The following is a 13,826-nucleotide window of genomic DNA, read 5'->3' on the forward strand; positions in this document are numbered from 1 at the left end:
CATATGAGCGGAAAAATCTAAGACAGGAGAGGATGAGCCATTGACTGATCGTTCCCACGCTCTGCGTGGTAACGCCTCAAAGGACGCTCTGCGTCCAAAGTGACGCGGAGCGTCACAGGCTGCATTCCCACGCAGAGCGTGGGAACGATCAAGGCCGGGGCGGCTTTAATTACTGATGGCGAGGATGCTCGCCTGATACGCGCCAACAAACACATCGAAATCGCCAACCTCGTTCTGTTCAAGCTCGGTCTGCTGCGCCAGCGATGCGCGCGCCAGTTCTTCAAACTTCGCTTGCTCGTCAGCCGCCAACGGCTCGCTGCGGAAGAACTCGGCGTGGGTCTGGCTCTGGCGCAGGGAGAACTGCGCAAAGCTTTCCTTGTGCTCAGCCATGGCCGCCAGCACCTGCGCCGATGGGGTCAGGGACGGGTCGTTGACCTTGGCCAGTTGCGCATCCAGCGCCTTGCTGTGGGCATCGCCGCCGACGCTCTGGTCGAGCATCGCCGCCAGCGGAGCAATCTGTTCCAGCAGTTCGGCCGCCCATTGCTTCATCTCGACCGGTTGACCGTCACGCTGCAATTGCAGGCCCGGACGGCGACCTTCCTTGACCACGCTGAGGAAGTTCGAGGTGGCGTTGCCGCACGAAGTGTTGGTCAGCAGCGGGCTGTCGTTCAGCGCGCAGTACAGCAGGAAGGCGTCGATGAAGCGCGATTCGGTGAGGTCGATGCCCATCGGCAGGAACGGGTTGATGTCCAGGCAGCGCACTTCGACGTACTGGATGCCGCGCGCCATCAGCGCCTGGATCGGCCGCTCACCGGTGTAGGTCACGCGTTTCGGGCGGATGTTGGAGTAGTACTCGTTTTCGATCTGCAGGATGTTGGTGTTGAGCTGCACCCATTCGCCATCCTTGTGCGTGCCGACTTCCACGTATGGCGCGTAGGGCGTGGCCACGGCTTCGCGCAGGCTGTCGGTGTAGCTCGCCAGGTCGTTGTAGCACGGTGTCAGGCCGGCCTGGGCATTGCTCTGATAACCGAGATCGCTCATGCGCAGGCTGGTGGCGTACGGCAGATACAGCGTGTCCGGATCGAGCTGCTCGAGCTGATGCGAACGCCCGCGCAGGAAGCCGGCGTCCAGCGCCGGCGAGGCACCGAACAGGTACATCAGCAGCCAGCTGTAGCGACGGAAGTTGCGAATCAACGCGATGTAGGAAACCGATTGGAAATCGCGATCGGTGCCGACGAAACCTTCGGCCTCGCGCAGCAATGGCCAGAGCTGTTCCGGCAGGGAAAAGTTGTAGTGAATCCCGGCAATGCATTGCATGGTCTTGCCGTAGCGCAGGGCCAGGCCCTTGCGATAAACGTACTTGAGCTGACCGATGTTGGAGGTGCCGTAATAGGCGATCGGAATATCTTCCTCGGCCGGCAACGGGCACGGCATCGATGGACTCCACAGGTACTCGTTGCCGAGTTTGCTGTAGGCAAAACGATGAATCTTGTCCAGGCTCGCCAGCGTGTCGGCAGGATCCGGCAGGGCTGGCGTAATGAATTCCAGCAGCGACTCGGAGTAGTCGGTGGTGATCTGTTCGTTGGTCAGCGCGGAACCCAGGGCTTCGGGGTGCGGCGTTTGCGCCAGGCGACCTTCACTGGTCACACGCAGGCATTCACGTTCGATACCGTGCAGGCACTGCTTGAGCAGAGAGAGGTTGGCGCGCTCGCCGAGCAGAGCCAGGCGGCGGTTGAGAAGTTCGCTCAATTTGGATTCCTTCACGCGTCAGTCGCCCCAATATGGGGGTGGGCAAGACGGTCTACAAGGGTGAAGTTGAAACTGGCGTTATCGCCTGGTTTTCTAGCCTGTCAGCCGCACACATGAACCCGTAGGAGCTGCCGAAGGCTGCGATCTGTTGATCTTGCTGTTGAAAAACAAAATCAAAAGATCGCAGCCTTCGGCAGCTCCCACAGGATTCGTTGCGCCGAAATTAACTCAAAATGATGAGCAACATCTACAGGACAGCGAAGGTGCCTTGCGCTTTTGCGACCAGTTTGTCGCCCTGCACCACCTCGGCTTCGACCACCAGCGTGCGCCGGCCCGGGTGGATCACCCGCGCCGTGCACAGCACCTCGCCGTCGGAAACGGCGCGGATGTAGTTGATCTTGCATTCGATGGTCGCACTCTGCTGATCGAAGCCATGGCTGCTGGAACAAGCCAGGCCCATGGCGATGTCGACCAGACTGAACAGCGCGCCGCCGTGCAGTTTGCCGCCGCGGTTGCGCAGATCGGGCTCAAGCGCCAGGGCGACTTGCGCCACCCCGGTTTCGAGACTGTGCAGGCGACAGCCCAACAGCTTGAAAAACGCGCTCTCGACGAGCCCGGCCGGCATTTCCATCAGCGTTTCTTCAACTGCTTGGCGTTGGCGAACAGCGAGGCCATCGCATTGTTCACCGGCGCGGCTGTGGCGGTTTCCTTGCGCGGCGCGTTGCCCGAAGACTGGCGCGGTGCCGAGCCCGGACGCGAGCCACGGGCGCCATCGATTTTCTCGCCGGGAGTGTCGCTCATGCGCATCGACAGACCGACGCGTTTGCGCGGGATATCGACTTCCATGACCTTCACTTTCACCACGTCACCGGCCTTGACCGCTTCGCGCGGGTCCTTGATGAACTTCTCCGACAGCGCCGAGATGTGCACCAGACCATCCTGATGCACGCCGATATCGACGAATGCACCAAACGCCGTCACGTTGGTCACCACGCCTTCAAGGATCATCCCCAGTTGCAGATCCTTGAGGTCTTCGACGCCTTCCTGGAATTCGGCAGTCTTGAACTCCGGACGTGGGTCGCGACCGGGTTTTTCCAGTTCTTGCAGGATGTCGGTGACGGTCGGCAGACCGAAGGTTTCGTCGGTGAATTTCTTCGGGTCCAGACGCTTGAGGAACGCGGCATCGCCGATCAGCGAGCGAATGTCGCGGTCGGTTTCAGCGGCAATGCGCTGCACCAGTGGATAGGCTTCCGGGTGCACCGCCGACGAATCCAGCGGGTTGTCGCCGTTCATCACGCGCAAGAAACCGGCGGCCTGTTCGAAGGTTTTCTCGCCCAGTCGCGCGACTTTCTTCAGCGCTGCACGGGTCTTGAACGCGCCGTGTTCGTCACGGTGAGCAACGATGTTCTGCGCCAGCGTCGCATTGAGGCCGGAAATCCGTGCCAGCAAGGCCACGGAGGCGGTGTTCACATCCACGCCCACGGCGTTCACGCAGTCCTCGACCACGGCGTCCAGACCGCGCGCCAGTTTCAGCTGCGAGACGTCGTGCTGGTACTGGCCGACGCCAATGGATTTCGGATCGATTTTCACCAGCTCGGCCAACGGATCCTGCAGGCGACGGGCGATCGACACGGCGCCACGGATCGACACATCGAGGTCCGGGAATTCCTTGGCCGCCAGTTCCGAGGCCGAGTACACCGAGGCGCCGGCTTCGGAAACCATGACCTTGGTCATTTTCATCGCTGGATATTTTTTGATCAGCTCGATCGCCAGCTTGTCGGTCTCGCGGCTGGCAGTGCCGTTGCCGATGGCGATCAGGTCCACCGAATGCTTGGCGCATAGCGCGGCGAGGATGGCGATGGTCTGATCCCATTTGTTGTGCGGCACGTGCGGGTAAACCGTGGCGTGGTCGAGCAGCTTGCCGGTGGAGTCGACCACGGCCACCTTGCAGCCGGTACGCAGGCCCGGGTCGAGGCCCAGCGTCGCGCGAGGGCCGGCCGGAGCGGCCAACAGCAGGTCGTGCAGGTTGTGCGCGAAAACGTTGATCGCTTCGGTTTCGGCGCCATCGCGCAACTCGCCGAGCAGGTCGGTTTCCAGGTGGGTGTAGAGCTTGACCTTCCAGGTCCAGCGCACCACTTCACCGAGCCATTTGTCCGCCGGGCGGTTCTGGTTCTGGATGCCGAACTGCTGAGCGATCATGCCTTCGCACGGGTGCATGGTGCCAGGCAACTCATCGCCGACTTTCAATGCGGAGCTGAGAATGCCTTCGTTGCGGCCACGGAAAATGGCGAGGGCGCGGTGCGACGGCATGCTCTTCAGCGGCTCGTCGTGTTCGAAATAATCACGGAACTTGGCGCCTTCCTCTTCCTTGCCAGCGATGACGCGGGCACTGAGGATCGCTTCCTGTTTGAGGAAATTACGCAGCTTTTCCAACAGGCTGGCGTCTTCGGCGAAGCGCTCCATGAGGATGTACTTGGCGCCTTCCAGCGCAGCCTTGACGTCGGCCACACCTTTTTCGGCATCGACGAAGCGTGCGGCTTCGGTTTCCGGCGACAGGTTCGGGTCGTTGAACAAGCCGTCGGCCAGTTCGCCGAGGCCGGCTTCGAGGGCGATCTGGCCCTTGGTGCGGCGCTTCTGCTTGTACGGCAGGTACAAGTCTTCGAGACGGGTTTTGGTGTCGGCGAGCTTGATGTCGCGTTCCAGGGCAGGGGTGAGCTTGCCTTGCTCTTCGATGCTGGCGAGGATGCTGATGCGCCGTTCGTCGAGTTCTCGCAGGTAGCGCAGGCGCTCTTCCAGATGACGCAACTGAGTGTCATCGAGGCTGCCGGTGACTTCTTTCCGGTAACGGGCGATGAAGGGGACGGTAGAACCTTCATCGAGTAGCGCGACGGCCGCTTCGACCTGTTGTGGGCGTACGCCGAGTTCCTCGGCGATGCGGCTGTTGATGCTGTCCATAAAACCACCTGACATAGTATGAAAGCAGGCTCGCAGGCACGCAGATAATGGCCTGGAGGCTGATTGAGCGGCTGGAAAATTGCCGCTGCCTGGATCAAGAAGCTGCCCATTGACCCGTGAAATCGAACAGTTACTGCACAGGGCCGGAAAAAATACCGGCCACTTACGGTAACGATTCAGACGTTGCCTGGCGCAAAACGCCGCGCATTATAACCAGCGTTCTGTCATTCGGGGGCGTTGCAGGCTGTAGGCATAAACCCCGGTTTTCTGGCAGTGAAGGAAAAATCTGCTAACAATGCACACGGTGCGTATAACGGCAGCTACGCCATAATGCGCGCCGAGCTAAAAGGAGCATCCAATGAGCAGCACTGCACAAACGGCTGAAGGCGAAAAAATTCTTATCGTTGATGACGATCCGGGGCTGAGCAGCCTGCTGGAGCGTTTCTTCGTCAGCAAGGGCTACCGTGCCCGTACCGTTCCGAACACCGAGCAGATGGACCGTCTGCTGGCGCGTGAAGTGTTCAATCTGGTCGTTCTCGACCTGATGCTGCCGGGCGAAGACGGCCTGACCGCGTGCCGCCGTCTGCGCAGCGCGAACAACCAGATTCCGATCATCATGCTCACCGCCAAGGGCGATGAGCTGAGCCGTATCAAGGGCCTTGAACTGGGCGCCGACGATTACCTGGCCAAGCCGTTCAACCCGGACGAGCTGATGGCTCGGGTCAAAGCGGTATTGCGCCGTCAGGCCGCACCGGTGCCGGGCGCACCGGGCAGTGAAGACGAAAACGTCACCTTCGGTGATTACGTGTTGTCGCTGGCGACCCGCGAGCTCAAGCGTGGCGATGAAGTGCACATGCTCACCACCGGTGAGTTCGCGGTACTCAAGGCGCTGGTAATGAACGCGCGTCAGCCGCTGACTCGCGACAAGCTGATGAACCTCGCCCGTGGCCGTGAATGGGATGCGCTGGAGCGTTCCATCGACGTGCAGATCTCGCGTCTGCGCCGCATGATCGAACCCGATCCGTCGAAACCGCGCTACATCCAGACTGTCTGGGGCGTGGGTTACGTGTTCGTACCGGATGGCACCGCCACCAAGTGATCGGTGATTTGTAGGAGCGGGTCTGCAAGGCTCTGGTCGCACGGCCATTGCCACAGACTCGCAATCCGCAATATGCGAGCATTGCTCGCTCCTGCAAGTGTGTAGCGGTTAAAGATGAAAACCCCCGTCTGGTTCCCCCAAAGTTTTTTCTCCCGCACCCTATGGCTGGTGCTGATCGTCGTACTGTTTTCCAAGGCGCTGACCCTGGTTTATCTGTTGATGAACGAGGACGTGCTGGTGGACCGCCAATACAGCCATGGTGTCGCTCTGACGCTGCGCGCCTATTGGGCCGCCGACGAAGAGAACCGCGCAAAAATTGCCGATGCCGCGACCCTGATTCGGGTGGTCGGCGCCGGTGTGCCGGAAGGCGAGCAGCACTGGCCGTACAGCGAAATCTACCAACGTCAGATGCAGGCGGAACTGGGTGCCGACACCGAGGTGCGTTTGCGCATGCATTCGCCGCCGGCACTGTGGGTGAGGGCACCGAGCCTGGGCGATGGCTGGCTGAAAGTACCGCTGTATCCGCATCCGTTGCGCGGCCAGAAAATCTGGAACGTGCTCGGCTGGTTCCTCGCCATCGGCCTGTTGTCGACAGCCTCCGCATGGATTTTCGTCAGCCAGCTCAACCAGCCGTTGAAGCGCCTGGTGTATGCCGCGCGGCAACTCGGCCAGGGTCGCAGCGTACGTCTGCCGATCAGTGATACGCCGAGCGAAATGACCGAGGTTTATCGCGCCTTCAACCAGATGGCCGAGGACGTCGAACAGGCCGGGCGTGAGCGCGAGCTGATGCTGGCGGGGGTTTCCCACGACTTGCGCACACCGCTGACGCGCTTGCGCCTGTCGCTGGAGCTGATGGGCGATCACACCGACCTCACCGACGACATGGTCCGCGACATCGAGGACATGGACGCGATTCTCGACCAGTTCCTCGCGTTCATTCGCGACGGTCGTGACGAGTCGGTGGAAGAGGTCGACCTCAGCGATCTGGTGCGCGAAGTCGCCGCGCCATACAACCAGAACGAAGAGAAAGTGCGCCTGCGCCTGGAGCCGATCCAGCCGTTTCCGCTGCGTCGGGTGTCGATGAAACGCCTGCTCAACAACCTGATCGGCAATGCCTTGAACCATGCCGGCACGGGTGTTGAAGTCGCGGCTTATGTGTCGGGAGATACCAGCGCGCCGTATGTGGTGCTGAGCGTGATGGACCGTGGCGCGGGTATTGATCCGTCCGAGCTTGAAGCGATCTTCAACCCGTTTACCCGAGGTGATCGGGCTCGCGGTGGCAAAGGCACCGGGCTGGGGCTGGCGATCGTGAAAAGGATTGCGGCGATGCATGGCGGCAATGTCGAATTGCGCAACCGGTCCGGGGGGGGGCTGGAAGCGCGGGTGCGGTTGCCGTTGGGGTTGATGTTGCCGCGTGATGCTGTTTAAGCGCTGAGATCTTCAAGAGGGCGGATGGCCCCTTCGCGAGCAGGCTCGCTCCCACATTTTGGAATGCGATCAACTGTGGGAGCGAGCCTGCTCGCGAAGGCGGCTTTCCAGCCGCCGAATATCTCTGGGTTAACCTTTGCCCTTGGTGCGGGTCATATTCGGCCCGCCATTCTTTTCCAGATGCTCGATGATGATTCCGGCGACATTCTTGCCAGTGGTGGTCTCGATGCCTTCCAGTCCCGGCGACGAATTCACTTCCATCACCAGCGGACCGTGATTGGAGCGCAGGATATCCACACCCGCCACCGCCAGGCCCATGACCTTGGCAGCGCGTAACGCGGTCATGCGTTCTTCCGGGGTGATCTTGATCAGGCTGGCGCTGCCGCCGCGATGCAGGTTGGAACGAAACTCGCCCGGTTTGGCCTGGCGCTTCATTGCCGCGATCACCTTGTCGCCGACCACGAAGCAGCGGATATCCGCGCCGCCGGCTTCCTTGATGTATTCCTGAACCATGATGTTCTGCTTCAGGCCCATGAACGCTTCGATCACCGACTCTGCCGCCGTGGCTGTTTCGCACAGCACCACGCCGATGCCCTGGGTGCCTTCCAGTACCTTGATTACCAGCGGTGCGCCGTTGACCATGGCGATCAGGTCGGGGATGTCGTCCGGCGAGTGTGCAAAACCGGTGACCGGCAGACCGATGCCGCGCCGCGACAGCAGTTGCAGCGAACGCAATTTGTCCCGCGAACGGGCAATGGCCACCGACTCGTTGAGCGGGAACACGCCCATCATTTCGAACTGACGCAACACCGCGCAGCCGTAGAACGTCACCGACGCGCCGATCCGCGGGATCACCGCGTCGAAACCTTCCAGCGGTTTGCCGCGGTAATGGATCTGCGGCTTGTGGCTGGCAATGTTCATGTAGGCGCGCAAGGTGTCGATCACCACCATTTCATGCCCGCGCTCGATTCCGGCTTCGACCAGACGGCGGGTGGAATACAGACGCGGATTACGCGACAGCACAGCGATCTTCATGCAACACCTGTGGAGGAGGTAGATACCGGGAACACCGGCTTGTCTTGTACATACTTGATGCCCGGATTGACCACCAACTGGCCATCGATCAGGGCTTTGGAACCGAGCAACAGGCGATAGCGCATGGACTTGCGGCAGGCCAGGGTGAACTCCACCGGCCAGACCCGATCACCCAGGGCCAGCGTGGTGCTGATCACATAGCGCACTTGCGCATGGCCGTTGGAGCTCTTGATGGTTTTGCGCGTGACCAGTGGCGCTTCGCAGCGCCGGTGACGCAACTGCACCACGGTGCCGAGATGCGCGGTAAAGCGCACCCATTTCTCGCCGTCGCGTTCGAACGGTTCGATATCGGTGGCGTGCAGGCTGGAGGTGCTGGCGCCGGTGTCGATTTTTGCGCGCAGGCCCGCGAGTCCCAGGCCCGGGAGCGCCACCCACTCGCGCAGACCGACAACGGTCAAATGATCAAATGTCTTCAAAGAAAAAAACCAAGGGTTAACGCTTCCAGGCCTCGTCCGGCACCTGGGCCAACGCTTTGAATGCCGGTCTGGCGAACCAGTAGCCCTGCATCAGGAATATTCCACAGTCCGCGAGGAAATCCCGTTCCCCGGCGCTTTCTATGCCTTCGGCAATGACTGTAACGTCCAACTCCGCACACATTGTGACAATCCCCCGCACGATCACCTGACGGACACGATCCTGGTCGACATCGCGGATCAGCGCCATGTCGAGTTTGATCAGGTCCGGTTGGAAATCAGCCAGCAGATTGAGCCCAGAATAACCGGCACCGAAATCGTCGATGGCGGTCTTGAAGCCGAATTCGCGGTATTCACGCAGAATATTGGTCAAATGGCGATAATTATCTACGTGCTCGATTTCCAGGGTTTCGAAAATCAGTCGGTCGATCGGAAAGTTGTGTTTGCGTGCGGCCTCCAGCGTGCTGCGAATGCATAGCTCTGGACGGTAGACGGCGTTGGGCAAAAAGTTGATCGACAAGTGTGTCTGCATATTAAGGCTCGCCGCGCCTTCGATGGCGCGGGTCCGGCAGAGCTGGTCGAAACGGTAGCGGTTATCTTCTGTAACCTGATTTAACACCGACAGTGCACCTTCCCCGGCCACGCCTCGCACCAGCGCCTCGTGGGCGAATACCGATTGGTCGCGCAGGTCGACGATCGGCTGGTAGGCGAAGGCAAAATCGAAGTCCAGCCGTTCGCTCTGCTGGCAGCCCTGGCAACCGCCCTTGGGTGAGGTCAACGAAGTTGGAAATTTAGTCACGCGGTCACTCCAGGCCGGTCAGGCGGCGAAGATCACAGTCTATCTGGAGGGCCGAGTTCTTGCGCCCGACAGAAACGGTAGTACAGTTCCGACTACTGGCTGAGCGAGGAATTCATATGGGACAGAAGCAGGAGGAGGACGACAAGGTCCGTCTCGATAAATGGCTATGGGCAGCGCGGTTCTACAAGACCCGTGCATTGGCCAAAGCCGCCATTGAAAGTGGCAAGGTGCATTGCCGTGGCGAGCGCTGCAAACCGGGCAAGGAGCCGCGCATCGGTGATGAGTTCGAGATACGTACCGGCTTCGAAGTGCGCACGGTGAAGGTCGAGGCATTGTCGATCGTGCGTCGTGGCGCACCCGAGGCGCAGGCCTTGTATGCCGAGACCGAAGCGAGTATTGCCAAGCGTGAAGCAGCTGCGGCGATGCGCAAGGCGGGATCGTTGGGCGTGAGCACCGATGGCAAGCCGAGCAAGAAACAGCGGCGTGATCTGTTCAAGTTTCGCGGTAGCAGCAACGAAGATTGAAACGTTGTGCCGGCCTCTTCGCGAGCAGGCTCGCTGCCACATTTGATCAAGTCGTCTGTGGCAGCGAGCCTGCTCGCGAATCGAGTACGACGCGGTATCAGGCGCTACGCACCACACTCATCCGCGACACCATCGGCAGCTTGCCCAGCAACGCGAAAACCGGCGCGGTCAGCTTCAACCAGAAGTTCGCCGCGTGATAGGCAAACGGTGTGTAGTAACCCCAGCCCAACGCCCACACCGCCAGCAGCAAGCCGCCGATGTAGTCGTCCTGACCCCAATGCGCGCCGGCCACCAGACGCGGCAGCATGAACAACACTGCCAGACCCCATACTGTTAGAAATTGTCCGAAGGTGCGGCTGAACACGCCCATGAACAATGCCCAGATCAACAGCACTGAGGCATGATCACCGGGGAAACTCTGGCCGGAACGGTCCTTCAGCTCCCAGGTTTTTTCCAGATGCGGAAAGTAATCGCTGATGTGCACGGCGCCCTCAAGCACCATTGACGGGCTGCTGTGCTGCCAGCCCATGTGATCGGCGAATTTGGAAAACAGCGCGCGGATCACCACCATCAGCAGCAGGATCGAGAAAAAGCCGAAGAACGCGCGACGCACGTCGATCGCCCTGAAGACCCAGTCGCCCTTGATCAGCAGCGTCAGCAGAATCAGTCCGACGACGATGTCGAACGGGCGCAGACTTGCAATTGCCCAGATGTGGAGCCATATCGGGTTGCTGGCCAGCGGCGCATTCAGCGAGCGGAACAGCCACTCGTCGAAAATCACACACAGCATCTGGCCGGTAGGCCATAACCAGAAAGCCAGTAGCGCCAACGGCACTACGTTACACAGAACCAGCCGGCCGAGGTTCCACCTTGATTGGAACAAACGCGGATTGTTCATAAAATGCCTCCCATGGCGAAAAAGCGCCGGCACCAAAAAAAGTGCCAGCAAGCGCAAATTTTCACGTTTTGTAATCATTTTGTCATCACATTCAGATACCCAGACCTATGACCGACCTAGCGGATACCGATTTCACTCAACGCTTCATCTTCGATGACAGCGACACTCGCGGCGAACTGGTAGCGCTGGAGCGCAGCTACGCCGAAGTCCTCGCCAAACACCCGTACCCGGAGCCGGTCGCGCAGTTGCTCGGCGAACTGATGGCGGCCGCGTCGTTACTGGTCGGCACGCTCAAGTTCGATGGCTTGCTGATTTTGCAGGCACGCTCGGAAGGGCCGATTCCGCTGCTGATGATCGAGTGTTCCAGCGAGCGCGAAATCCGTGGCCTGGCGCGTTACGACGCCGAGCAGATCGCGGTTGACGCGACCCTTGCCGACTTGATGCCGAACGGCGTTCTGGCCCTGACCGTCGACCCGACTGTTGGCCAGCGCTATCAGGGCATTGTTGATCTTGACGGCGAGACCCTGTCGGACTGTTTCACCAACTATTTCGTCATGTCGCAACAGGTCGGCACCCGCTTCAAGCTCTTCGCCGACGGTCGTCGTGCCCGTGGCATGTTGCTGCAACAACTCCCCGCCGATCGCTTGAAAGACGAAGAGGAACGCGCCGCCAGCTGGCAGCATCTCACCGCACTGGCCAGCACCTTGAGCGCTGATGAGCTCATTAGTCTGGACAACGAAACCGTGCTGCATCGCCTGTACCACGAAGAGCAGGTACGTCTGTTTGATGTGCAGCATCTGCGCTTCAGTTGCAGCTGCTCGCGGGAGCGCTCCGGCAATGCGCTGGTCAGTCTTGGGCTGGAAGATGCGCTGGCGCTGGCCGCCGAGCAGGGCGGCAAAGTCGAGATCGATTGCCAGTTCTGCAATCAGCAGTACCTGTTTGACGCAGCCGATATTGCTCAATTGTTCGCTGGCGCGGGCGTCGATACGCCGTCAGATACCCGTCACTAAAACGGTTCAGCGCAGGTAAATTCACTGCGGAATGACGGAATATCGCCGTTACGACGGGAGGACCCTACTCTTTTTGGGCTTTTCTGGCATAATCCGGCCCACTTTTTTCGCGGTAGTAGTGCACGACTTTCTACTACAAAACGTTTGGAGCACACTCGGCCACTGGCCGACGGGGAACCTCATGACGCAAGCCAATAACGCCGTGTACACCGATCTGAGTGTTGATGATCTGGTAAAAGAAGCCCTGAATCGCGGTGAAGGCGAGCTTGCCGATACCGGCGCTCTGGTTGTTCGCACCGGTCACCGCACCGGCCGCTCGCCAGTCGACCGTTTCATCGTTGAAGAGCCTTCCACCCAGGCCGCTATTGCCTGGGGCCCGATCAACCGCAAGTTCCCGGCCGACAAGTTCGATGCCCTGTGGGCTCGCGTCGAGGCCTTCAACAACGCGCAAGAGCACTTCGTTTCCCACGTGCATGTAGGCGCGGCGGAAGATCACTACCTGGCCGTGAAAATGACCACACAGACTGCCTGGCAGAACCTGTTCGGTCGTTGCCTGTTCATCAACCCGGCCCAGTACAACCCGGCTGGCCGTGAAGAATGGCAAGTGCTCAACGTTGCCAACTTCGAGTGCGTGCCTGAGCGTGACGGCACCAACTCCGACGGTTGCGTGATCATCAACTTCGCGCAGAAGAAAGTGCTGATCGCTGGCATGCGTTACGCCGGCGAGATGAAGAAAGCCATGTTCTCGGTGCAGAACTTCCTGCTGCCGGCCGCTGACGTGCTGCCAATGCACTGCGCTGCCAACATCGGCGAAGACGGTGACGTGACCCTGTTCTTCGGTCTGTCGGGCACCGGTAAAACCACCCTGTCGGCCGACGAAAGCCGTTACCTGATCGGTGACGACGAACACGGCTGGGGCGAAGGCGTGGTGTTCAACATCGAAGGCGGTTGCTATGCCAAGTGCATCGACCTCTCCGAGAAGAACGAGCCGGTTATCTGGAAAGCCATCAAGCACGGCGCGGTGCTGGAAAACGTCGTCATCGACGACGCCAAGCACGCCGATTATGCCGATGTCAGCCTGACCCAGAACAGCCGCGCGGCGTATCCGCTGGAGCACGTTGCCAAGCGTTCCGAGAAGAACCTGGGTGGCGAGCCAAACGCGGTGATCTTCCTGACCTGCGACCTGACCGGCGTACTGCCGCCAGTGTCGATCCTCAACGAAGAGCAAGCGGCCTACCACTTCCTTTCCGGCTACACCGCACTGGTGGGCTCGACTGAAATGGGTTCGGGCAGCGGCATCAAGTCGACCTTCTCCACCTGCTTCGGCGCACCGTTCTTCCCGCGTCCGGCTGGCGAATACGCAGAACTGCTGATCAAGCGCATCCGCGGCTTCGGCTCCAAGGTCTACCTGGTCAACACCGGCTGGACCGGCGGCGGCTACGGCGTCGGCCAACGCTTCAACATCCCGACCACCCGCGCGGTGATCGCAGCGATCCAGAGCGGCGCTCTGATCGGTGCTGCCACCGAGCACCTGGACACCATCAACCTCGACGTGCCTCTGGCCGTACCAGGCGTCGACACCAACCTGCTCAACCCACGCAACACCTGGGCTGACAAGGCGGCGTACGACGAGGCAGCGAAAGCACTGGCCGGTCTGTTCATCGAGAACTTCAAGAAGTTCGAAGTGAGCGACGCGATCAAGGCGGCTGGGCCGAAGTTGTAAGTAGTAGTTTGCAGTGAATAAAAAACCGCCCTTTGGGGCGGTTTTTTCATGGGCGAAGATTTGGGTAAGCTCATCTCAACGGCGGTTCGTCACTTGCCATGTAGCAGTATTCATTCATTTTTGGCCTGATACG

General features: G+C 60.2%; 12 protein-coding genes. 5 read left to right on the forward strand and 7 right to left on the reverse strand.

Annotated elements, in window-relative coordinates; all coding sequences use genetic code 11:
* Window positions 1–165: 165 nt before the first annotated feature.
* The 3 genes from gshA to ASG55_RS12685 form a co-directional block, all read right to left on the reverse strand.
* Complete coding sequence (gshA, locus tag ASG55_RS12675) at window positions 166–1,749, reverse strand: glutamate--cysteine ligase (protein ID WP_041477477.1); 1,584 nt, start codon at window positions 1,747–1,749, stop codon at window positions 166–168.
* Between the two features lie 247 nt (window positions 1,750–1,996).
* The gene (locus ASG55_RS12680) at window positions 1,997–2,380 is read right to left on the reverse strand and encodes a PaaI family thioesterase (RefSeq protein ID WP_056787088.1); all 384 of its coding nucleotides are present in this window, start codon (window positions 2,378–2,380) and stop codon (window positions 1,997–1,999) included.
* Window positions 2,380–4,704, reverse strand: a complete 2,325-nt coding sequence (locus tag ASG55_RS12685; protein ID WP_056787091.1) for a Tex family protein — start codon at window positions 4,702–4,704, stop codon at window positions 2,380–2,382. Before ASG55_RS12685 ends, ASG55_RS12680 begins: the two co-directional genes overlap by 1 nt.
* A 358-nt stretch (window positions 4,705–5,062) precedes the next feature.
* Here ASG55_RS12685 and ompR point away from each other — a divergent pair, with 358 nt between their 5' ends.
* Both ompR and ASG55_RS12695 read left to right on the forward strand, forming a co-directional pair.
* Window positions 5,063–5,803: an osmolarity response regulator transcription factor OmpR gene (ompR, locus tag ASG55_RS12690; RefSeq protein WP_016772186.1), complete on the forward strand. Its 741-nt coding sequence runs from the start codon at window positions 5,063–5,065 to the stop codon at window positions 5,801–5,803.
* A gap of 114 nt (window positions 5,804–5,917) precedes the next feature.
* The gene (locus tag ASG55_RS12695) at window positions 5,918–7,231 is read left to right on the forward strand and encodes an ATP-binding protein (RefSeq protein WP_016770645.1); all 1,314 of its coding nucleotides are present in this window, start codon (window positions 5,918–5,920) and stop codon (window positions 7,229–7,231) included.
* A 129-nt stretch (window positions 7,232–7,360) separates the two neighbouring features.
* Here the strand turns inward: ASG55_RS12695 and rimK are convergent, their stop codons facing one another.
* From rimK to rimA, 3 genes are read right to left on the reverse strand one after another with little or no spacing between them, the layout of a single operon-like run.
* A complete protein-coding gene (gene rimK / locus ASG55_RS12700; protein ID WP_024011184.1) occupies window positions 7,361–8,266 on the reverse strand; it encodes a 30S ribosomal protein S6--L-glutamate ligase in 906 nt (301 codons plus the stop codon).
* Window positions 8,263–8,742, reverse strand: a complete 480-nt coding sequence (rimB, locus tag ASG55_RS12705; RefSeq protein WP_056787093.1) for a retropepsin-like aspartic endopeptidase RimB — start codon at window positions 8,740–8,742, stop codon at window positions 8,263–8,265. Before rimB ends, rimK begins: the two co-directional genes overlap by 4 nt.
* A 16-nt stretch (window positions 8,743–8,758) precedes the next feature.
* Complete coding sequence (gene rimA, locus ASG55_RS12710) at window positions 8,759–9,538, reverse strand: S6 modification regulatory phosphodiesterase RimA (protein WP_056787096.1); 780 nt, start codon at window positions 9,536–9,538, stop codon at window positions 8,759–8,761.
* Between the two features lie 116 nt (window positions 9,539–9,654).
* Between rimA and ASG55_RS12715 the strand changes: the two genes are divergently transcribed.
* Window positions 9,655–10,062: an RNA-binding S4 domain-containing protein gene (locus ASG55_RS12715; RefSeq protein WP_056787106.1), complete on the forward strand. Its 408-nt coding sequence runs from the start codon at window positions 9,655–9,657 to the stop codon at window positions 10,060–10,062.
* Window positions 10,063–10,159: 97 nt separating this feature from the next.
* Here the strand turns inward: ASG55_RS12715 and ASG55_RS12720 are convergent, their stop codons facing one another.
* Complete coding sequence (locus tag ASG55_RS12720; protein WP_056787109.1) at window positions 10,160–10,960, reverse strand: phosphatase PAP2 family protein; 801 nt, start codon at window positions 10,958–10,960, stop codon at window positions 10,160–10,162.
* A 107-nt stretch (window positions 10,961–11,067) separates the two neighbouring features.
* Here ASG55_RS12720 and hslO point away from each other — a divergent pair, with 107 nt between their 5' ends.
* Window positions 11,068–11,970, forward strand: coding sequence for an Hsp33 family molecular chaperone HslO (gene hslO, locus ASG55_RS12725; protein WP_056787111.1), 903 nt, complete (start codon window positions 11,068–11,070; stop codon window positions 11,968–11,970).
* A gap of 181 nt (window positions 11,971–12,151) precedes the next feature.
* Entirely contained in the window at window positions 12,152–13,693 is a 1,542-nt protein-coding gene (locus ASG55_RS12730) for a phosphoenolpyruvate carboxykinase (RefSeq protein WP_016772179.1), read from the forward strand.
* The last annotated feature ends 133 nt before the right edge of the window (window positions 13,694–13,826 follow it).

Source organism: Pseudomonas sp. Leaf434 (genome assembly GCF_001425545.1).
Classification (GTDB): Bacteria; Pseudomonadota; Gammaproteobacteria; order Pseudomonadales; family Pseudomonadaceae; genus Aquipseudomonas; species Aquipseudomonas siliginis.